Below are 19,599 nucleotides of genomic sequence, written 5' to 3'. Positions count from 1 at the left end.
AGCTATAGGCTACTTTGTTGAAGTGTCTCATCAACAAGCTGATCAATACTATTTGTAAGAATATTCAGAAGACTAACGCTAACCACCATAATCAAAATAATTAGAAATGGGGGAGCATATGCCTCCTCGTTGTCTGAATAAATAGACGGAATGGAATATTAGGTCCTACCCTAATTTATACCGCATAATTAAACAATGAAAAATTGAAATGATTTTTAATGCCTTGAGATTTGAAGTGAGTTTATGTCAATTCTCTCTTCAGTATCTTATGTGCAACATTTAACTGTTTGAACTTTTCAGTATCACCGGTTGGCTTATCTGGATGCAGTTCTTTTGCCATTTCCTTGTATTTCTTATTTATGGCCTCAAAATCGTTCTCATCATGGGCACAGTCGAAAAACTCTCGTGCCTCTTTGCGCTTGTCATGAATGTCTTTATCTTCCTTGAACTCTAAAATAAAATCGGACAATGGTTTTTCCCCGGAAATGACCCTATTTGCTTCGATCTCAATTACCTTGGATAGGATATGAAGGTTTTCTACATATTTATTTTGTAGACCGTGGGTGTAATGCATCCTATGTCCATCCTGGTACCAGGTTGCAGAAGCATGAGTTTTTTTCATTGCTAAACGCTCAAGAGGGACCTCAATGTCATTTTCATTAATTCCGATCCTTCTTAACGCCGTAATAATATTATTCTTGAATTGCATGGCTCTGCGATTGCCGGCGTTCTTAACAATTACTGGATCAATTTCATGTCCTTTTATTTTTATCATTTGATTCACTCATTTTCGTTTTTGAAGACTTCGTTAGTACTATGCACCTTTATATAATTATATGCATTTTCTGGAACAATTTTTTCTCATCCATGTTTTAATTGCAGAAGAACATTGGCATTGCGATCATACTTTAATACGGTAGCAAATGCTTGCTAATTCAGCATTATTTTTACTTAGGATTTTGTGAAAGGTTGCCACCAGAATCACTGCATTATTTAGAAACAAAAATGTTTCATATATTTTAGTTGAAGCTAAAGAAAAAAAGAGACTCTAATTGCCGCTGCCGTGGTCTTTGAGAATGAATAAGCTTATCCTTTAACAATCCAAAGGATACTGCTTAATTTTTAATCTTAAGAGCAAGAGATCACATATTCACAGCCCTTCACCAAAACTTAATCATCGAACAAAAATATCTCTTCTATTTTTGATTCGAACACTTGTGCTATATCATATGCAAGTTTTAATGAAGGATTATATTTTCCCTTTTCCAAAAAGACAATGGTTTCCCTTCTCACCCCTATTTTTTCTGCAAGATCCTTTTGAGTCAGGTCATACTTTGCTCTTAATTCTTTAATTTTAGTTCTCAGTTTACTCACCCGTCTTATTATAGTGCCATTTAAGGATCAGGAATGCGTACAATCCGATAACCTATATCTCCATTTCAGTTAGAAACCAATTTCATCTTTCATTTTCGTATAATACATTTGAAGTGCGATCTTTGATAATAACATGACAGCCAGTAAAATCGCTAATATTTCGAACACATCAAAAAGTGTTGGAAAAAAATGCAATACTACTGTCAATAATCCAATTGAGATTATTGAAATATATAGTGTAATATCCGAAGACATCCCGGAAATTCTCTTGACCATTTCGTCTTTTTTAACTTCATCTTTTAACATTGCTTTTCGTATAATGTAACTTATAGATAATCCAATTACAACACTAGCCATCATATTTCCCCCAATTATATCGCCATAAGAATATAGGGCAATGGCAGCAATTCCAAAAATCATATTCAATATCAAATATATCCTGTTAGATCTTTCCATTATTATTCTCCCCTGTTTAAGTGCCTCTGGGCACATGTTACATATATCTAACATCTAAACTATTTAAAACTTCCGAATTTGTTAGAAATATAACACATGTGCAAATATGTGAATTTTGTCCTCTCGATTATATTTGCATTTTTTGTTGTGTTGTCCTAAAATAAGAAACCCACAAAAGTCGCAGAGTTCATTGACACTGATCATGGGAGTTGAGATCATGGAACGCAGTTGTGCTTGCCAGAAGAGATAAGCGATCTGTATGTTGTAGAAGGCTATGTCTCAGCAGATACAGGCGAATTGCTGGAAATATCAAATTTCAAGGTTTCAGAGAGAAAATATGATTAACAGATATGTGCTACGATAGTATGCCACTAAATCTGTAGTGATCTTACTCCTCCTTATGCTTGCGATCTCAAGCATGAGCCTTGCTTCAACAGCCCTGTCAGACGAAGTTCTGGTAGAATATTTTTACGAGGACGGCTGTTTGAAATGCCAGCAAACATCCCCTGTCATAGATTCCGTTATCGGCAGTTATGACAGTATCAATTACATAAATCACAACATAGCTACCTCCTATAACATCATGAAAGGATATGGGTCTACACTGTTCCTGCTATTGTCATAAACAAGAGTACGGTTATCGCCTATTCCGATTACTATGGGGATGCTGTATTACTAGAAAAATGCTGATAGAAGCTATTGAGAATGCACCGGTAATTTCGGTCAATGGTACTCTCCCCTGAGTTGAAGAATATGGCGAAAACGTCACTCCCTTTGAACTATCTCCTCTAATTGTACTGATCACAGGTCTGCTCACCGGCTTCAATTCCTGCCTTCTCGCAGTGATGACATTTCTGGCTTCGGTCACGATATCCTCCAACGGTGGGAAGAAAGAAATGCTGGTGGTCATCGGTGGCTTCTGCGCCGGTATATTCACCACTGACATGATATTCGGAATAAGTTTCCTGAAAGCTGTCACTATCTTCCCCGGATCAAGGCGATCTATCAAATTATTCATGATGGTATTGATAGGAGTTCCCGGTATCTGGCATATCTATGATCCATATCACCTCAAGCGCCATTCAAGATTGACCTTTAAACACCAGGTTCAATAGTATCTTTTATGGACAACATACACGGGAAGAATGCTCTTGTTCTATCGTTCTTTGCAGACGGCTTATTCTCATTTGTCAAAGCTCCTTGCGTAGGTGCTGTTATCTTTCTATCCTGGATATGTTAATAGCAAGAACCGATCTGCTGGAGGTTGCTGTGTATATCTTCATCTACAATTTTGGAGTTGTGCTTCCGGTGTTAGTGTTGGGTGTATTTCTGGCGTTCGGTTTGAGTCCTGAATCTGCAATGCAATTCCGGAAAAAAGACGTTCTTCGATAAGGTTCGTTACAGGTGTCGTATTGTTATTACTTGCTCTGCTGTTGTATTTCAATATGATTTGAAAAAGCGGTGGAGATGGCTAAATCTGCTTGACATATCATCAACCGTTTGTTTTCTTCTCAACAAGATTATGGCCAAACTCCATAACCTTGACCACTATAAGCCCCAAATTTTATTTATATAATTATGATTTCTAGTGCTGCATGGAGAACTACATGAAAAAAGCAATTTTCAGGGACTTGCTTATCTTTGCACTTGCACTGATAGTAGCAGTACTTTTCTGGGAAAACAACCTTTTACTAACCTTTCTGATATTATCGATATATGGCATACGGGAATATTTCTGGTCTGAGAAAGGGGATAATATCGTTTTTGTATCCGGTGTCATTATTGGATGTAGTGCAGAGTTCATCGGCACTTATCTCGGGGTCTGGACATACGCAGCTCCTTTTTTCTTTAACATACCACTCTGGCTTCCGTTTGCCTGGGGTCTGGTGTCAGTTATTATTATCAGGGTATCCCGTCCATTTGTCGGGGAATGATCTCTGGAGAGCTATTGAACGTTCATGCGAAATATTTATACCTGAATATATCATTGATATCAATAACTAAGATTCTGGGTACGAGTTATATTATACAATAATTGTGGTGGTTGTTGGAATGTCTGATATATGCATAGTTGAAATTGAGCCGCAGGTAGTCATCGGGGTCAGGCGGACCGGGTAGTACGGTTTGCTTCCTATCTTGTTCACTGAAATAAGCCAGTTTGCTGTCAAAAATAATATTGAGATCGCCGGTCCGCCAATTTATGTCACGCATGAGACCAGTAAAGAAGATATCATGAGGGCCAATTCTGAAGGCAATGCAGATTTGGAAGCTGTCATTCCTGTATCTGAAAAGATCGAGGGTGTCGGTGATGTCAAGTGCTACGAACTTCCCGGTGGGAATATGGTGAAGGTGGTTCACAATGGTCCTTATGAAGATACCGGTCCTACTTATCAGGAACTTTTTGCATGGATAGATGTGAATGGTTTAAAAATTACCGGTCTTAAGAGAGAAGCATATCTTAACGATCCTCATGACGTTCCTCCTGAAGATATCCTTACTGAGATATATGTTCCTATCAAGTGATATCTCGATCACTCACTTACATTCTCTCTTTTTCGTTTCCAACAATAACTGATTTAAACCATCATTTACGATGCTACTCCATGAACTGCTCTGGATCATCTGTAAAGATCCCTGAACTTATGATGGGTGTCAAGAATCGTGCATCTCTGGCTGCGTGCAGGGACTATGCAGACGGGGTCTACTTCTCCATCGACAGATTCAGTCTCAGAGCAAGAGCATGTGATATTACACTTGATGGTCTCAACGATTTTGTAGGGGATATCAAAGAGAATGATCTCAATGCTTATCTTGCGCTGAATACGGTGATCTATCCCGATGACCTTGATGATCTTGATGTTGTTATCGATTCAGTCGCATCCTCGGATGTTGATGCTGTCATTGCATGGGATCCGGCAGTAATAACAAAAGCAGTAGATGCCGGACTGAGGGTTCATATATCTACTCAGGCGAATGTATCGAACTGGCAGACAGTAGAATTCTATGGTTCTTTGGGGGCTTCCCGGGTCGTTCTGGCAAGGGAACTCAGTATGGAGAATATAAAGGAGATCCGCTGGAACACTGATGTTGAGCTTGAGGTTTTCATTCATGGTGCCATGTGTCAGGCTATCTCTGGCAGGTGCTACCTTTCCGCTTATATTCTGGGCAAGTCCGGTAATTGTGGTGAGTGTTCCCAACCGTGCCGATGGGGTTGGAAACTTGTTGGTGAGGATGGCAGCGAGGTCGACCTTGAAGGGAAATATCTGTTAAGTGCGAGGGACCTGTGCATGATCGAACACATCCCTGAGCTGATAGATACTGGTGTGAATGCATTCAAGGTCGAAGGCAGGTTGAAGGATGCTAGATACACATCTATTGTATCCCGCTGTTATCGTGAAGCCCTCAATTCCTATTGTGATGGTTCATATACACTTGAAAAAGCGAGGTCATGGAAAGACGAGCTGGCTTCGGTATTTAATCGTGGCTTTTCCACGGGGTTCTACTTCGGGGTACCCGGTCCGGATGGTATTTCCATCGAATCTGATATGAACGTATCAACTACCAAAAGACACGCTGTAGGGGTGGTTACCAATTATTACAGGAAGAGCGGGGCGGCGGAAGTAAAGCTTCTCGAAACGGGTATCGCTGTTGGAGACCACATTATCATCGAAGGCAAAAGTACATACTTTGAACAGGATATCACTGAAATAAGGTCGGATGAAGGTCCTGTCCTATCTGCATCCTCAGGGGATATCGTGGGAATTGCTGTCAAGGATAAGGTGCGTGAAAATGACAGGGTATACAGGTTGGAGATCCCGGACTGAATCCTTTTTTTCAAAACATTTATAATCTTTAATATATTTATACTTATTAATATTTCCATTTGAATTATCGGGGTGTAAAGATATGGATGAATTTATGCAGGTAGCAATAGATGAAGCGAGATCGGGACTTAATAGTGGTGGCATTCCCATTGGTTCGGTTCTTGTAAGGGACGATCTAATTATCGGTAAGGGTCACAATTTACGTGTTCAACAGGATGATCCAATGGCACATGCTGAAATTTCATGTCTCAGGGATGCCGGACGGGTTGGGAGTTATCGTGATTCAATTCTTTATTCCACTTTGATGCCCTGCTATCTTTGTGCCGGTGCTGTGGTACAATTTGGAATAAAAAAAGTAATTGTTGGCGAATCCAGGACCTTCTCAGGAGCAAGGGAATTTATGGAATCCCATGGAGTTGAAGTGGTCGACCTTGACCTTGACGAATGTGTGGCAATGATGGATGATTTTATTAGTAAAGAACCGGAACTCTGGAATGAAGATATTGGTAAATAATCCTAAAATGATCTGCTATGGCGTTCGGTGTAGTATCCTGCTCCGGTATGTCATTTCGTGGATCTGGTTCGCAGGGATCTATCGCAGTGATCATGCTGAAATTTAAAATGGCTGCAAACGAATAAATATCTTGCCTTCTATTTTTTAATGATCACAGTCAATAGCTCCTGATATTTCTATCAGAAAATGTATAGTCGTTGTTTCAACCAATTTTTTAGTAATGTAGGATGAGTATTATATGGCAGCCCCAATTGCAGAAGAACTTGCAAAAAAGCAGCAAGCAATAAGTGTTGCAGAATTCTTTGAGAAGAACCGGCAGATACTTGGTTTTGACTCTGCTCCGCGTAGTCTGATAACTACCGTAAAAGAAGCAGTGGACAATTCCCTTGATGCATGTGAGGAAGCAGAGATCCTTCCTGATATATTGCTTCATATCGAGCGTGTCGGAAAGGATAATGTAAGTGTTATAGTAGAGGACAATGGTCCTGGTATCGTTAAAGAACAAATACCAAAGGTATTTGCCAAGTTGCTCTACGGCTCACGTTTCCATGCACTGAAACAAAGCCGGGGTCAACAGGGTATTGGTATTTCAGCTTCTGTCCTCTATGCACAGTTGACAGCAGGTCATCCAACAAGTGTCATTTCCAAGATCGGTCCAGACTCTCCTGCACATCACTATGAAGTAATGATAAACACCAGTACCAATGACCCTGAGATCCTTCTTGATGAGGTGATCGACTGGGATAGGCCGCATGGTACTCGTGTGGAGCTGGAAATGGAAGCGTCTTATGTAAAGGGACGCAGACAGTCCATCTATGAATATCTGAAGGCAACTGCTATCGTTAATCCTCATGCACGGCTCACTTTGATAGAGCCGGATGGCAATGAGGTCATATTTGACAGGGCTACCGACAAGCTTCCAATACCTGCAAAGGAAATATTGCCGCATCCTCATGGAATTGAGCTTGGTACTCTCATGAAGATGCTGCGTTATACCGATCGCCAGAAATTAGCTCCATTCCTACGCTATTCATTCTCCAAGATAGGTCTGCTTACAGCCGAGGAGATCTGCAAGGCAGCGGGACTTGATACGGAGATGTTGCCTTCGAAGCTTACAAGGGACCAGACGAAAAAATTGCTGGATGCCTTCAAAAAAGTGAAAATAATGGCGCCACCAACGGATTGTCTTTCTCCGATTGGTGAAGAACTCATCTACAAAGGTCTCGAAAAGGAGTTTAATGTAGATTTTATTGCCACAACTACTCGTAGTCCTTCTGTCTTTTCAGGCAATCCTTTCGTTGTGGAGGTTGGTATCGCATACGGTGGTGTTCTTCAGAAAGATGACCGCATTGATATCATGAGATTTGCAAACCGTGTTCCATTGCTGTATCAGCAGGGTGGATGTGCGACAACTCATGCTGTCGAAGGGATCAAGTGGAAACAGTATGGATTGAACCAGCCCGGAGGTGGAATGCCAACAGGTCCGGTAGTTTTGCTTGTGCATGTGGCTTCTACGAACGTACCGTTCACATCAGAATCCAAGGATGCTATTGCTGATATTCCTGAGATCAGGGATGAGGTGGAGCTTGCAATTAAAGAGGTCTCGAGGAAGCTGAACCGTTATCTGAATCGACAGGTCTCACTTAAGAAAAGGCGTGAGAAGGAGATAATCATAACTAAGGTATTGCCTAAGATGGCCCAGAAACTTGCGGATACACTTGAGCGTGATCTCCCGGACATAAATCCGGTAGTCGCAAAGGTAATGGGTAATCTTCTTGTTATGCGTCATGTGGAACATGGGGCTAATGGGGATGCAGCGGTCACAATAAAGGTGAAGAATTTTGGTAGTAAGCTTACGGAGTTCAAACTGCACGATATGCTTCCTTATGAGATAAGTGATGTATCGCCAGAACCAAAAGTGATCTCCATGGGCAGTGATTTTGATTATGTATGGACTATGAAGGTTTCACCTGAAGGCTCTAAAGCGGTAACATATTCGTTGAGTTCCATGAGCGAGGATGAGATAAAGAGGCTACCTCAATTGATCGTCGAAGGGCTGGATGAAGAATTGGTCACAGGTGCGAAAGCTATCAAAGGGTTGATCTGAAATGGTAGATACTATTAATTCCAATTACACAGAGCAGAAAAAACAGAACGACCATCTGGCAAAGAACAGGCTGATGGGACTTGCAGAAGGTCTATATGACCAGTTCATTGATGAGACCGTTCCAAACGTGTCTATTTCCAGTCGTACCAAGAACAATATCGAATATAGTAATGAGAGTGATGTTTGGGTATATGGTGATAAGGAGACCCAAAGGACCGCAAAAACGGTAAAAGGGGCTTTCCAGTTACTTAAGACCGTACATTCCATTGATTTTCTTGTGAAGAACCATCTGGCACAGGACCGTGGTTCGACCTTGAGGGAGTTGTATTATATCTCAGAGAACTGGGATATTGCGAAATTCCGTGAGCAGGCGGAGAGCAATCGTCTCATTGAAGATCTTGAGATCATCACGTCCCTTCAGAGGGAATATTTCCATATGCGTCCTGAAGAAGATGGTGCTACCATGTTCGGTCCGATCAGGATACGTGAGGAGACCAAACGTGGCTCCCGTATCATACACTGTCAGGAAGATATCGGTGAAAGTGGCTATCAGATCCCTTTCAATGTGGAGAACATCGAGTTCCTTGACCACGATGCCAAGTTCATCATTGCCATAGAGACTGGTGGTATGTATGCAAGGCTTATTGAGAACGGCTTTGATGAGAAGTACAATGCTATCCTTGTGCACCTTAAAGGACAGCCTGCAAGGTCAACACGCCGTCTTATCAAGAGGATGAACGAGGAGCTTGGTATCCCTGTCGTTGTCTTCACTGATGGCGATCCCTGGTCCTACAGGATCTTCGCTTCAGTCGCATACGGTGCTATCAAGAGTGCCCACCTTTCGGAGTTCATGGCGACACCGGCTGCAAAGTTCATTGGTGTTCAGCCAACGGATATCGTTGAGTATGAACTTTCAACCGATAAGCTGACCGACAAGGATGTGGATGCGCTTAGAAGTGAGCTTACGGACCCGAGGTTCGCAAACGATTACTGGAAAGAGCAGATAAGCTTACAGCTCAGCATCAAGAAAAAAGCGGAACAACAAGCTTTTGCCGGAAAAGGTCTGGACTTTGTAACTGATACGTACCTGCCGAACAGGTTGAGTGAGATGGATATTATATGATCCATACTCTTTCGTTGTATCGTTAAAAAAATGCTTGTTCTTAGTTGCTTTTGAATTTTGGTCGATTCAAATACAACTAAGAACGTTCCTATTTACTTTAACTAGTCAGGGTTGCTTACAGAATATTTTCTATATTCGCAATGGCTTCTTCAGCTGCTGTTCTTAAGGCGAAATGCTCATTCGGATCCTTGGATATCCGGGAAAGTGCATCGAATGCATCATAATCTCCGATCCTTCCAAGAGCAATTGCAGCTTCTATCCTTAGATTATATGCTTGCGTTTCGTCCAGCATTACCTGAATTAGCGGATCTACTGCCTGTTCATTCCCGGGTTTTGCAAGGGATATGGCTGCAGCTTCCCGGACACTCAGGAATTCGGTTTTGTCCTGCAATAGCCGGATAAACAGATCCGTGGATGAACCATTATCAATGTCCTCAAGGCTCCTGACCATGGTAGTCTTTACATCCTTTTCTTTTTCCACACTGATAGCTTCAACAAGTGGGGGTATTGCCTGCTGGTTCCCAATTGTGCCGAGGGATTGGGCTGCTGTTTTCCTGACGGACCAATATTCATCGTCCAGCATATTGCTAATAGGCAGCACAACTGTTTTGTTATCATATTTTTGAAGAGCATCTACTACAGAGTACCGAACTCTCCAGTTCTCATCTTCCAGTGACAGGATAAGTGCATCCAGTGCACTCTCATCACCCATTTCTCCGAGAGCATTTGCCGCAGCTTCCCGGATATCCGGATTTTCATCTTTAAGGCTCTCTATTAATGGTTTTGTTGCTCTTTCGTCCCCTATCCGCCTTAATGCACGTGTTGTTCTTATCCTGAGAGTTTCGGGTTCATTTTTATCCTCAAGTATTTGGATTAGGGGTAGGACAGCATCCTTATTACCTATTGTTCCTAATGAACTTGCTGCGGCTGCCCTTGCATCTTCATGCTCGTAAGAATCCTCTAGCAGATCGATCAGTGGAACTATTGCTTTTTCACCTCCGATCCCTCTCAGAGCATATGCTGCATTTTTCTGTACAGATTTGTCATTGTCATCCAACAGATCAATTAATTTGTCGATTCCACTACCATCCAGTTTTTCAAGAGCTATGGCGGATTCCTTTACAACGAACTCTTCATCTCTTCTTAATGCAGCAGTAAGAGCGGGTATTGCTTCACTATTGCCCAGTTCCCCAAGGGCGATTGCGGCACTGCTTGGGACCGACCAATCTTCATCTTTTAACATCTGTATCAGGGGCTCCACTGCATCATCATCTCCAATCTGTCCAAGAGCAATTGCAGCATTACTGCGAACTTCCCGAGGTTCACTTGTATTGCTCATGACTTGAATAAGGGAGGGGATGGCATTTTTGTTTCCAATATTCCCAAGACCTCTGGCTGCATGTCTCCTGACATACCGATTTTCGTCCTCAAGAGCAACGATCAGGGCATCCACTGTTCTTTCATCTGCCATCTCAGCGAGAATGAATGCCATATTTATTCGAGTGGTTGCATCCTCGCTGTTCAGTTTCTCAATAAAATATTCAATGTCCTCGTCTGCGATCATGCAAAGTACATACATCAGGTTTGCCCGGAATTCGGGTTTGCCGTTATCCAGGAATGTGTAAATGAGCATTTCTGTTGCAGGGTCACCAAATTGTACAAGGTTTTCTGATACTTCTATTACGAGCGCAGAATTATTCTCTTGCAGGACTGAAATAAGGGGTGATATTGATCCTCCTTTTCCTATCTCTGCAAGAGCATCCGCCGCACTGATGCGAATGCTATTGGATTCATTTTTGTCCATAAGTATTCCTGTCAGAATATCTGTGGAATCCTCATCACCAATCTTTGTCAGGTTCCCGATCGCTTCCTGACGGATAGATTCGTTCTCATTTTTAATATCCTCAAGGGCAAGTTCTTTATCTGGAGTCTTGTCCGTATCAATGCAACCAATAGAAAAACCGGTTACCAATATTATCAGCAGACAAAAGTTTATGATCCTTCTGCAGTTTAATGAATATTTAACTAAAATTCCTGATACTATACTCATAGTGATTCCTCCGCCAGATCATTACTATCTGGAATGATCAATTCTGACGAAATATCTTGCTCGTTCCAGTTTACTTCCACAGTCACAAGGTATGCTTCTCCCGTTTTCCCTTTAACAACACTTTTCAGGGGCATGTATGATTCGTCGGAAACTCCGGTATTCGATAGTTCAATAATTGCTGCAGGCAGATCCCTCCAATCCCTTAATGAAGTTTTCGAATTTCCACCCACATCATACTGATAGTTTTCCGAGGATAGGACTTCTCTGGATTCAAGGTCAGATATTGTGATAGTTGTATCGACATCTTCTGCTCTACCCGGGCCTTCATTTAAAATGTAGCCTTCGATCATATAGATCAGCACATCATCTGATCGCTTTTCCGTGTACTCCAGTTCCAGCGACAATTTAGGTGGTAGAACCCTAATCGATGTCACTTTTTCATCAATGACCTGTTCATTTTGGTAAAGTTTAACTTCCACGTCATAAGTTCCGGTTGCTTCATATCCAATAAGTACCAGTACCCTATTTTCCCCTGGCGACAAAGGTACCTTTCCGGATATGGCGTTATGGTCATATTTATCCTGGTTTTCACCAGATATACCTGAGATCATCATTCTGGAAGTCGATATACTTCTTCCATCATCATCCACAAAAGCATTTTTCACATCGAGGCTGATATCAACCATGTGACTTTCATTGTTCTGAATAACAACCTCTAACTGACCAACTACATCTAAACCCATTGCAGGGGGAGTGTTTAAAGCAGCAATACTAACATCATCATTTTCCCCTTTATGCAGAAATATTCCTGCAAATATCAGTATGAAAATGACCAATGCAATGATTAGAAATTCTTTTCTCATTTCGTTTCACCCCTTATGTCATCAGCAAGTGAGATACAATTTGTAAGTCCATATTTACTTTTCTTGACAATTCCACGCTTTTCAAGATTGATGAGGATCCTTGATACCTTGGCTTTTGAAAAATCAAGGGAATTTACAAGTTCATTTTGAAGGATACGACCGCCTTTATTCAGGATAATTTCAACGGTTTTCCTTTCATCCCCTGTAAGGGCTTTTAATATGATTCCTGAAATGTCCCTTTTCTCTAATCCTTGAGAGTTCTCTAATGGATTGTTCTCTCCGGATTCAGGCTCATGGGGAATGGTTTGAAAGATACCATTATCAAGAAGTATCAAAGCGAGGCAAAATCCACAGAGGAAGGCAGAGGACAGTAGCAGGTATGCTTCATTGATCGTATATTTGTAAGGAATATCTACTATTTTGAAAGCATCGCCTTCGATTTGTATGACAACAGGAGTATTTACCAGAAGTACGTTGATCACAACTATACTTGATATTATGAAGATTCCTATTGTCACGGTTGTTCTGATTTTGGACTTCATCAATTACACCATCTCACTTTCTATAAATTATACTAAGTGTGAAACGAATGATATAATTTGACTTTGACTGGAAGTTGAAACGTCTCATATTTGTAAGACCATTGCTTGTTGATATTGAAAATCAATTTTCGTACAAGAGTTCACTTCATAATAATATTTTAACTTGTTGCCATTTAGTATGGTCTTGATCATCAATAAATTAAAAAATGGGTGAATTAGAAATGCTTTAAACTTACAAAGAACCAAAATAATTAGGGGTATGGGTAAGTTCCCAAATTTACTAATACACTATTTTGACATATTGTTAATGTTGTATGACAACACAGAAAACTGTGGAAAGGAATAATAATATAATACTTGTGCATAGTTTATTGTTTAGGTGGGGATGAAAATTAAATACATCAAAAATCTCAGCAATATAGAAATTAGCAAAATAATACTCGTACTGTTCTTAATTAGCTCAATGTTGCTTGCAGGGGGATGTGTAGATTCAAAAGAACCCGATCGACAGATCGGTGAATTCGGTGAATTGAATTTTATTCTGGTGCCTGAAAAGACACAGGTGCAGGAAGGTGAAACTTTCAACATTCACTTGATGTTAACAAACGTTGGTAACAAAACTATCAATGTGTGGAAGATGGAAGAACAAGTGAGTTATGATATTAATTTCTTATTTCCAAATGGTTCTAATGTGCCATATATATGTGGAGTTAATTCAAGAGTGCGGTTAAATAATGATGTTCTTGTTGAACTCCATCCTGGTCAATCTCTTAATGCTACCTTTAATTCAAAGTGTTGGAATTTGGATAATGGTGAGTATATACTTAGTGCTGTATATCACACTTCAAGGGGTGAATCAATTACAAAACCTTATTGGATTGGCATGGCAGAATCCAATAACTTCACCATAGATGTCGTGAAAGAAAAGGAATTACCCATTGAGGAAACCGAACAGATGGATGGTGCTTTTGTGGGAGAGACCATCATGGTCAGTGCCCTTCTTGAATTCTTAAGCTATGAAGATCTGAGCGATCGGTCTGATGTAATTTTAATAGGTACGGTCAAGGAGATACTTCCAAGTAAATGGAACACTGCTGATGGAACGAGGCCAACTGATGATATCTATGATCTGGGTTGGCATGATGTTCTCTATACTGATGTCATTATCAGTGTGGATGGCTATCTCAAAAATCCATTACCCAAAAAAGAAGTCATAGTTAGAATACAGGGTGGCAGTGACGATTATGTTACCATAGATGTGGAGGATGAATCTTCTTTTTCTCTCGGGGAAAGGGTTTTCCTTTATCTGAATAATGACACATGGACTGATACCAAAGATCTTGGTCCGGAACACTTTGTGGTTACTGGTGCTTCACAGGGCAAATTTACGCTGACAGATGATGGGCGAGTTAGTCAGTTCGATACATCCCTTGCCTTGGACGAACTTCTGGAGACTATCTGATCGATGTAATATTAACTGGATGAAATTCTATGCTTTCATCCACTTATACTTCATTTATATATGCTGATCAGGAAGAGCTAACTTATTCTGTCGGTATTATTACCGCATGAGTTTCCCTTAAAAAAGATGTAACAAAGAATATATCAGAAAAAAGTAGGGGTTTTAGAGTGTCCTGCCTTTCAGGATCTTCTCTATGACAGGCTTGTTCTGAAGGCTGTTTGTCAACCTTGCTTTGTCTATCCACATGTCAGAAGCGGACTGTAATCCTGCTGACTTGTGTGGCATATATTCGATACCATCAAGGGCAGGCATTTCATTGCTTAAGGATGGTGGTGTGTGAATTCCAAAGCTCGTTTCCCCGACAGTGTGGAGCATTTCCCTGGATTTTATGTCAGGGTTTTTTGCTGTTGATTCCTTTTCTTCCATGGGTGTGGATTGGTTTGCTAAGTACTAAAACGTTTCTCAATGGGATGACAAGTTATATGTAATCCATTAAATCTAATACAAACAAAAACCATTATTCTCAAAAGGAGACTAATTTATTGACAACTGTTCTCGGTATAGAAGGCACAGCCTGGAATTTAAGCGCAGCAATTGTTGACGAAGATGATGTTATCGCAGAGGTGACTGAGACATATCGGCCAAAAACCGGAGGTATTCATCCAAGGGAAGCTGCGCAACATCATGCTTTGCATGCATCCGATGTTATTGAAAGATTGCTGAAGGAATATAGGGATAAGGGTCATTCCCCTGAAAATATCGATGCTATTGCGTTTTCGCAGGGCCCGGGTTTGGGGGCATGTCTGAGGACGGTCGCGACATCTGCAAGGGCACTGGCATTGTCGCTGGATATTCCGCTTGTGGGTGTGAACCACTGTATCGGACATGTTGAGATAGGACGCTGGAAAACACCGGCAGTTGATCCTGTGGTGCTGTATGTCAGTGGTGGGAACTCGCAGGTGCTTGCTCACAGGGCTGGAAAGTATAGGATATTCGGGGAAACCCTTGATATCGGCATAGGGAATGCCCTTGATAAATTTGCAAGGGGTGCAGGGCTGACCCATCCCGGTGGTCCCAAGGTGGAAGAGTATGCCAGAAAAGCTACGAATTATGTGAAAATGCCATATGTTGTAAAGGGTATGGATTTCTCATTTTCAGGGCTATCCACGGCTGCCACAGATGCGCTGAAGGACAATTCCCTTGAAGATGTCTGTTATTCTTTCCAGGAGAATGCTTTTGCAATGCTTGTGGAGGTTACGGAGCGTGCACTGGCCCATACAGGTAAGAGCGAAGTGCTTCTTGCAGGAGGGGTGGGTGCGAACATGCGACTTCGTGAAATGCTTGATCTCATGTGTGAGGACAGAGGTGCGAGCTTCTATGTGCCTGAAAGACGTTTCATGGGTGACAATGGTGCCATGATAGCTTATACAGGTCTGTTGATGTTCAATTCAGGGACCACTTTACCGATTGAAAATTCTCATGTGGACCCGAGCTTCAGGCCGGATACTGTCGATGTGACCTGGATAGCTGATGAAAAGGAGGTTCTGTGATGTATCTTCAAAGCGGAGCTGAAGCGGTGGTTTCCCTTAAAGATGGTTATATCATCAAGGACCGTATCCCTAAAAGATACAGGGTTGCGGAACTGGATGAGAGGATACGCAAGGAAAGGACGCGTGCAGAAGCCCGCTTGATGTCCGATGCGAGGCGTTGTGGAGTACCTACTCCGATAATACATGATATTTATGATTTTACCATCGAAATGGAATATATTGATGGCAAGCCTGTAAAATATGTTATTGATGAAACTATCTGTAAACTTATGGGCAAGCTTATCGGAAGGCTTCACAGTGGTGGTATCATCCATGGAGATCTGACAACTTCCAATATGCTTTACAGCGGGGATCGTATCTACCTTATCGATTTCGGGCTTTCATATGTGGATGGTTCGGTCGAATCGAGAGGTGTTGACATCCATGTTCTGTTCCAGACACTTGAGAGCACACATTCGGATCATGAGGAATTGATAAAGGCATTCAGTCGTGGTTACAGGATAACCCTTGATATGGCGGATGAAGTGCTGGATAGAGTTAAAGAGATTGAAAAGAGGGGTCGTTATGCGTGAAATGGTATTTGTGACAGGAAATAAAGGTAAGTTCGGTGAGGCAAAAGAGATCCTTGCAGCCAAGGACATTGAACTTATTCAGAATAAGGATGGCTATCCTGAACTTCAGGAAGACGAACTTGAACCTATAGCTGCATATGGTGCAAAATACTGTGCTGAAAAGTTAAAACATCCTGTGATGGTGGATGACTCGGGTCTTTTCATAAATGCACTGAATGGTTTTCCGGGTCCTTATTCCGCATTCGTGGAAGAGTACCTTGGGAATCAGAAGGTCTTAAAGCTCATGGGGGATGAGTCTGACCGGGCTGCTGTTTTCAAGTCGGTCATAGGCTATTGCGAACCCGGAGGGGAACCTGTGACATTTACTGGTACAGTCGAAGGCGAGATAGCTCATGAGGAGCGTGGAAGTGGTGGATTTGGCTATGATCCTATCTTCGAATATAATGGAAATACATTCGGTGAGCTTGGTGCCGAGGAGAAAAATAAGATGTCTCATCGCAAAAGAGCGCTGGATAAGTTCTTCGACTGGCTTGACTGAACATAAGATCGTTTTATTACTAAATTTAAGGTGGATGATATGAACTTCCTTCAACGCTTCTTAGCTGATACTCGGGGTGTTGACACTATACCGTTGAAGATGGTGTTCTATCTCTCAATTGCAGGAATAATAATCCTGATGACCGCGTTTTCGTGGAACAATATTTCTCCTGTAGTCGATGATGCTCATGTGGACAAACAACTCGAGGATGTTGCACTTGAGATATCATCTATTCAGAATGGATATGTCAGGCACATATCACGTAATTATATTGAAGGTAGTATGGCTGTCTTTGACCTTTCGTTGCCGGAACATGTGAAATACATATCATTTGGTGTAGATCCTGATCCAGACACGAATGGTGATCTGACCGATACAGCATGGTCTGTGGAAAATAACACGATCATTTGTAGTTATTCCGAAGGATTCAAATCACGTGTTCTTATTGATGGTGAGCTGATAGAGTTCAGGAAAGGAATGTCCAATGTTGGGGATGATTGGATCGTTGATGATAATAGTTCTGCTTTAGGATATGACAAAGGCGTAGTGCTCGAAGGGCCGATCTCAGGAGAATTCGTATTTGAACTTGTGTTCGTAGAAGGTGAGGGCAAATATACCCTCAGCCATTTTTAAAAATCGTTTTACTCGATAAAGCGCACAGAGTTCTCAAGCACTTTCTTTGCCTGTGAATCAGTTAGTCCTGCACCCATGGCGATCTTGAGTGCAGTCTCCTTTGTGATGAGATTTTCCGGACTGTGAGTGTCTGTATTGACCACCATGGTCGCACCAACTTCTGTTCCGAGCCTTGCAACGTGTCCGTTAGTTCTGTTGTGACCGCTCCTTGCGGTTATCTCGAGGCAGGTCCCATTGTCGGCAGCCATCTGTGCTTCTTCTTCGGTTATGAAACCGGGGTGTGCAAGAATATCAACATCCTCACAGGCAATTGCTGCAGCGTTCGTACCAGGTGCAACAGGTTCCACCGGGCTTTCTCCGTGAACGACAATTATCTCTGCTCCAAGCTCCCTTGCCATCTTTGCAAAAGATGCTATCTTTTCAGGGTGTACGTGTGTTATCTCAACTCCGGGGATTATTCTGATGTCCATGACCTCTTCCATGTATTTTGCTTTCTTGATGCATGGGAGTATGTGTTCCACGTTGGTAAAATCCGCATGGTCTGTAATCCCGATCCCTCTGTATCCAAAAGTAACAGCTCTTCGTACAAGTTCACTTGGAATAAGTTCCCCGTCACTGAAAATAGTGTGTGTGTGTAGGTCGATCATGTACTCACCTATAATTTTTATTGTATGAATTATGAATTATGAATTAATTTTTGTTTTTAATGTCCTGTTCATATTAATCGTTTGTGTACGAACAGTATTCTTATCAATGTTTATATAAGGTTTGCTGACAAAACTTAAATTGTTAATTATCAGAAAATTATCTATATTTCTATATTCTCCGGATTGACCAGAAGTTTTTGGGAAGGCTGAACAAATTGACAAGAATTCGAAGATTGGTTCTGGATGTATTAAAACCCCATCATCCATCTACTATCGAACTGGCTGGAAAGTTGAGTGGTGTTGATGGTGTTATGGGTGTGAATATCGGTCTGTATGAGGTTGACCAGAGGACAGAGAACATCAAGATCACCATTGAAGGTGATAATATTGAATATGATGTGGTAAAACAGGAGCTCGAAAAGCTTGGAGCGGTCATTCACAGCATAGATGAGGTTGCTGCTGGCTCGCTCCTTGTGGAAGAAGTGGAAACCCTTCAGGATCGCTGAAGGATATCCCTTTATTCTTCATTTTTTTCATTTAATTCTTCATCATAACGTCCAATGACGATTGCAAAAGCAAATTCTGGTTTAACGTCTACTATCTTTATACGGACGTTCTCTCCTTTTTTAACTTCGTCCTGCATAAATACGACAAAGTCTTCAACAAAGGCTATACCGTTCCCTTTAGCTCCTATCTTTTTGATAGTGACATCGAACTTATCATCGATCTTTAAGGGTGCTGTTAGCAATTTCTTCCCGATGACATAGATCTCTGCACTCTCTGGTCTTGAGGCTTTTGGCGAGAATGCACGAGTGTACGTGAAACTTTCGCGAACTTTGTCCATGTATTCTTTGAACATATCACCTTGAAATACTTTCACAATAAAATGTCCCTTTGGTTTAAGGATCTTCTTTGCACATTCAAGGGCAGATGTGGTAAGGTCGATGGAACGTGCATGGTCAAGGCTCCAGTTACCTGAAAGGTTTGGTGCAGCATCACATATAACTACATCAGCGCCTCCTTCACCTACCAGTTCTATTATCTTTTTGATCGTTTCATCAGATGTGATATCCCCTTTGATGGTCTCCACACCTTCGATCTCTTTTATGCGGCGAAGGTCAACTCCTACTATCTTTCCGCCGGATATCTTCTTGGCGACTTCCAACCATCCTCCCGGGGCGGCACCCAGGTCCACGATAGTATCGTCTTCTTTGATCACTTCATGTTTTTCATTGATCTGGAAAAGCTTGTAGGCTGCCCTTGAGCGGTAGCCTTCATCCTTTGCTCTCCAATAATAAGTATCTCTTCTATCCCTTGCCATGTCTATCTGACCTTTCATCGCAT

Annotated in this window: 24 protein-coding genes; 14 read left to right on the top strand and 10 right to left on the bottom strand. The window is 41.6% G+C overall.

Annotated features, from left to right (window positions below; genetic code table 11):
- Nucleotides 1–241 precede the first annotated feature (241 nt).
- The 3 genes from MBUR_RS06230 to MBUR_RS06220 all read right to left on the bottom strand — a co-directional run bounded on the left by MBUR_RS06230 (nt 242) and on the right by MBUR_RS06220 (nt 1,866).
- On the bottom strand, nt 242–775 hold the full coding sequence (locus MBUR_RS06230; RefSeq protein WP_011499280.1) for a J domain-containing protein: 534 nt from the start codon (nt 773–775) through the stop codon (nt 242–244).
- A 395-nt stretch (nt 776–1,170) separates the two neighbouring features.
- On the bottom strand, nt 1,171–1,365 hold the full coding sequence (locus tag MBUR_RS06225) for a helix-turn-helix transcriptional regulator (protein WP_048063565.1): 195 nt from the start codon (nt 1,363–1,365) through the stop codon (nt 1,171–1,173).
- Nucleotides 1,366–1,443: 78 nt separating this feature from the next.
- Nucleotides 1,444–1,866, bottom strand: a complete 423-nt coding sequence (locus MBUR_RS06220) for a DUF2178 domain-containing protein (protein WP_198003709.1) — start codon at nt 1,864–1,866, stop codon at nt 1,444–1,446.
- A 364-nt stretch (nt 1,867–2,230) separates the two neighbouring features.
- On the opposite strand from MBUR_RS06220, the gene MBUR_RS06215 reads away from it, so the two are divergent.
- Nucleotides 2,231–2,455 carry a hypothetical protein gene (locus MBUR_RS06215; RefSeq protein ID WP_048063280.1) on the top strand — a complete coding sequence of 75 codons (225 nt, stop codon included), beginning with the start codon at nt 2,231–2,233 and terminating at the stop codon, nt 2,453–2,455.
- Nucleotides 2,456–2,467: 12 nt separating this feature from the next.
- On the opposite strand, the gene MBUR_RS14385 is transcribed toward MBUR_RS06215, so the two are convergent.
- A complete protein-coding gene (locus MBUR_RS14385) occupies nt 2,468–2,848 on the bottom strand; it encodes a hypothetical protein (RefSeq protein ID WP_232221873.1) in 381 nt (126 codons plus the stop codon).
- Between the two features lie 215 nt (nt 2,849–3,063).
- On the opposite strand from MBUR_RS14385, the gene MBUR_RS14380 reads away from it, so the two are divergent.
- The 7 genes from MBUR_RS14380 to MBUR_RS06180 all read left to right on the top strand — a co-directional run bounded on the left by MBUR_RS14380 (nt 3,064) and on the right by MBUR_RS06180 (nt 9,398).
- Nucleotides 3,064–3,222 carry a hypothetical protein gene (locus tag MBUR_RS14380; RefSeq protein ID WP_232221872.1) on the top strand — a complete coding sequence of 53 codons (159 nt, stop codon included), beginning with the start codon at nt 3,064–3,066 and terminating at the stop codon, nt 3,220–3,222.
- A gap of 215 nt (nt 3,223–3,437) precedes the next feature.
- Entirely contained in the window at nt 3,438–3,764 is a 327-nt protein-coding gene (locus MBUR_RS06205) for a hypothetical protein (protein WP_048063279.1), read from the top strand.
- Between the two features lie 190 nt (nt 3,765–3,954).
- Nucleotides 3,955–4,353 carry a GyrI-like domain-containing protein gene (locus tag MBUR_RS06200; RefSeq protein WP_011499275.1) on the top strand — a complete coding sequence of 133 codons (399 nt, stop codon included), beginning with the start codon at nt 3,955–3,957 and terminating at the stop codon, nt 4,351–4,353.
- Between the two features lie 80 nt (nt 4,354–4,433).
- A complete protein-coding gene (locus tag MBUR_RS06195) occupies nt 4,434–5,654 on the top strand; it encodes a peptidase U32 family protein (protein WP_011499274.1) in 1,221 nt (406 codons plus the stop codon).
- An 82-nt stretch (nt 5,655–5,736) separates the two neighbouring features.
- A complete protein-coding gene (locus MBUR_RS06190; RefSeq protein ID WP_011499273.1) occupies nt 5,737–6,168 on the top strand; it encodes a nucleoside deaminase in 432 nt (143 codons plus the stop codon).
- A gap of 238 nt (nt 6,169–6,406) precedes the next feature.
- Nucleotides 6,407–8,275: a DNA topoisomerase VI subunit B gene (locus MBUR_RS06185; protein ID WP_011499272.1), complete on the top strand. Its 1,869-nt coding sequence runs from the start codon at nt 6,407–6,409 to the stop codon at nt 8,273–8,275.
- 1 nt (nt 8,276) lies between these two features.
- Entirely contained in the window at nt 8,277–9,398 is a 1,122-nt protein-coding gene (locus MBUR_RS06180) for a DNA topoisomerase IV subunit A (protein ID WP_011499271.1), read from the top strand.
- A gap of 115 nt (nt 9,399–9,513) precedes the next feature.
- On the opposite strand, the gene MBUR_RS06175 is transcribed toward MBUR_RS06180, so the two are convergent.
- The 3 genes from MBUR_RS06175 to MBUR_RS06165 are packed head-to-tail and all read right to left on the bottom strand — an operon-like array spanning nt 9,514 to nt 12,853.
- Complete coding sequence (locus MBUR_RS06175; protein ID WP_011499270.1) at nt 9,514–11,448, bottom strand: HEAT repeat domain-containing protein; 1,935 nt, start codon at nt 11,446–11,448, stop codon at nt 9,514–9,516.
- Nucleotides 11,445–12,311, bottom strand: coding sequence for a hypothetical protein (locus MBUR_RS06170; protein WP_011499269.1), 867 nt, complete (start codon nt 12,309–12,311; stop codon nt 11,445–11,447). The genes MBUR_RS06175 and MBUR_RS06170 overlap by 4 nt, the downstream gene beginning before the upstream one ends.
- The gene (locus tag MBUR_RS06165) at nt 12,308–12,853 is read right to left on the bottom strand and encodes a helix-turn-helix transcriptional regulator (protein WP_011499268.1); all 546 of its coding nucleotides are present in this window, start codon (nt 12,851–12,853) and stop codon (nt 12,308–12,310) included. Before MBUR_RS06165 ends, MBUR_RS06170 begins: the two co-directional genes overlap by 4 nt.
- Nucleotides 12,854–13,238: 385 nt before the next feature.
- Here MBUR_RS06165 and MBUR_RS14375 point away from each other — a divergent pair, with 385 nt between their 5' ends.
- On the top strand, nt 13,239–14,315 hold the full coding sequence (locus MBUR_RS14375) for a hypothetical protein (protein WP_011499267.1): 1,077 nt from the start codon (nt 13,239–13,241) through the stop codon (nt 14,313–14,315).
- A gap of 162 nt (nt 14,316–14,477) precedes the next feature.
- On the opposite strand, the gene MBUR_RS06155 is transcribed toward MBUR_RS14375, so the two are convergent.
- Entirely contained in the window at nt 14,478–14,741 is a 264-nt protein-coding gene (locus MBUR_RS06155) for a hypothetical protein (RefSeq protein WP_011499266.1), read from the bottom strand.
- A gap of 116 nt (nt 14,742–14,857) precedes the next feature.
- Here MBUR_RS06155 and MBUR_RS06150 point away from each other — a divergent pair, with 116 nt between their 5' ends.
- The 4 genes from MBUR_RS06150 to MBUR_RS06135 are packed head-to-tail and all read left to right on the top strand — an operon-like array spanning nt 14,858 to nt 17,608.
- On the top strand, nt 14,858–15,865 hold the full coding sequence (locus tag MBUR_RS06150; protein ID WP_011499265.1) for a bifunctional N(6)-L-threonylcarbamoyladenine synthase/serine/threonine protein kinase: 1,008 nt from the start codon (nt 14,858–14,860) through the stop codon (nt 15,863–15,865).
- On the top strand, nt 15,865–16,437 hold the full coding sequence (locus MBUR_RS06145; protein WP_011499264.1) for a Kae1-associated kinase Bud32: 573 nt from the start codon (nt 15,865–15,867) through the stop codon (nt 16,435–16,437). Before MBUR_RS06150 ends, MBUR_RS06145 begins: the two co-directional genes overlap by 1 nt.
- The gene (locus MBUR_RS06140; protein ID WP_011499263.1) at nt 16,430–16,975 is read left to right on the top strand and encodes an XTP/dITP diphosphatase; all 546 of its coding nucleotides are present in this window, start codon (nt 16,430–16,432) and stop codon (nt 16,973–16,975) included. The genes MBUR_RS06145 and MBUR_RS06140 overlap by 8 nt, the downstream gene beginning before the upstream one ends.
- A 39-nt stretch (nt 16,976–17,014) precedes the next feature.
- Nucleotides 17,015–17,608 (top strand): hypothetical protein, encoded by a 594-nt coding sequence (locus tag MBUR_RS06135; protein ID WP_011499262.1) that lies wholly within the window; start codon nt 17,015–17,017, stop codon nt 17,606–17,608.
- 8 nt (nt 17,609–17,616) lie between these two features.
- Here the strand turns inward: MBUR_RS06135 and MBUR_RS06130 are convergent, their stop codons facing one another.
- Nucleotides 17,617–18,255, bottom strand: a complete 639-nt coding sequence (locus tag MBUR_RS06130) for a histidinol phosphate phosphatase domain-containing protein (protein ID WP_011499261.1) — start codon at nt 18,253–18,255, stop codon at nt 17,617–17,619.
- Nucleotides 18,256–18,488: 233 nt separating this feature from the next.
- Between MBUR_RS06130 and MBUR_RS06125 the strand changes: the two genes are divergently transcribed.
- Nucleotides 18,489–18,761 carry a DUF211 domain-containing protein gene (locus MBUR_RS06125; protein WP_232222103.1) on the top strand — a complete coding sequence of 91 codons (273 nt, stop codon included), beginning with the start codon at nt 18,489–18,491 and terminating at the stop codon, nt 18,759–18,761.
- 11 nt (nt 18,762–18,772) lie between these two features.
- On the opposite strand, the gene MBUR_RS06120 is transcribed toward MBUR_RS06125, so the two are convergent.
- A complete protein-coding gene (locus MBUR_RS06120) occupies nt 18,773–19,576 on the bottom strand; it encodes a 23S rRNA (uridine(2552)-2'-O)-methyltransferase (RefSeq protein ID WP_011499259.1) in 804 nt (267 codons plus the stop codon).
- Nucleotides 19,577–19,599: the final 23 nt, after the last annotated feature.

This window comes from Methanococcoides burtonii DSM 6242 (genome assembly GCF_000013725.1).
Taxonomy (GTDB): Archaea; Halobacteriota; Methanosarcinia; order Methanosarcinales; family Methanosarcinaceae; genus Methanococcoides; species Methanococcoides burtonii.
Note: the sequence above shows the minus strand (reverse complement) of the source record. Positions and strands in the feature narration are given on the sequence as shown.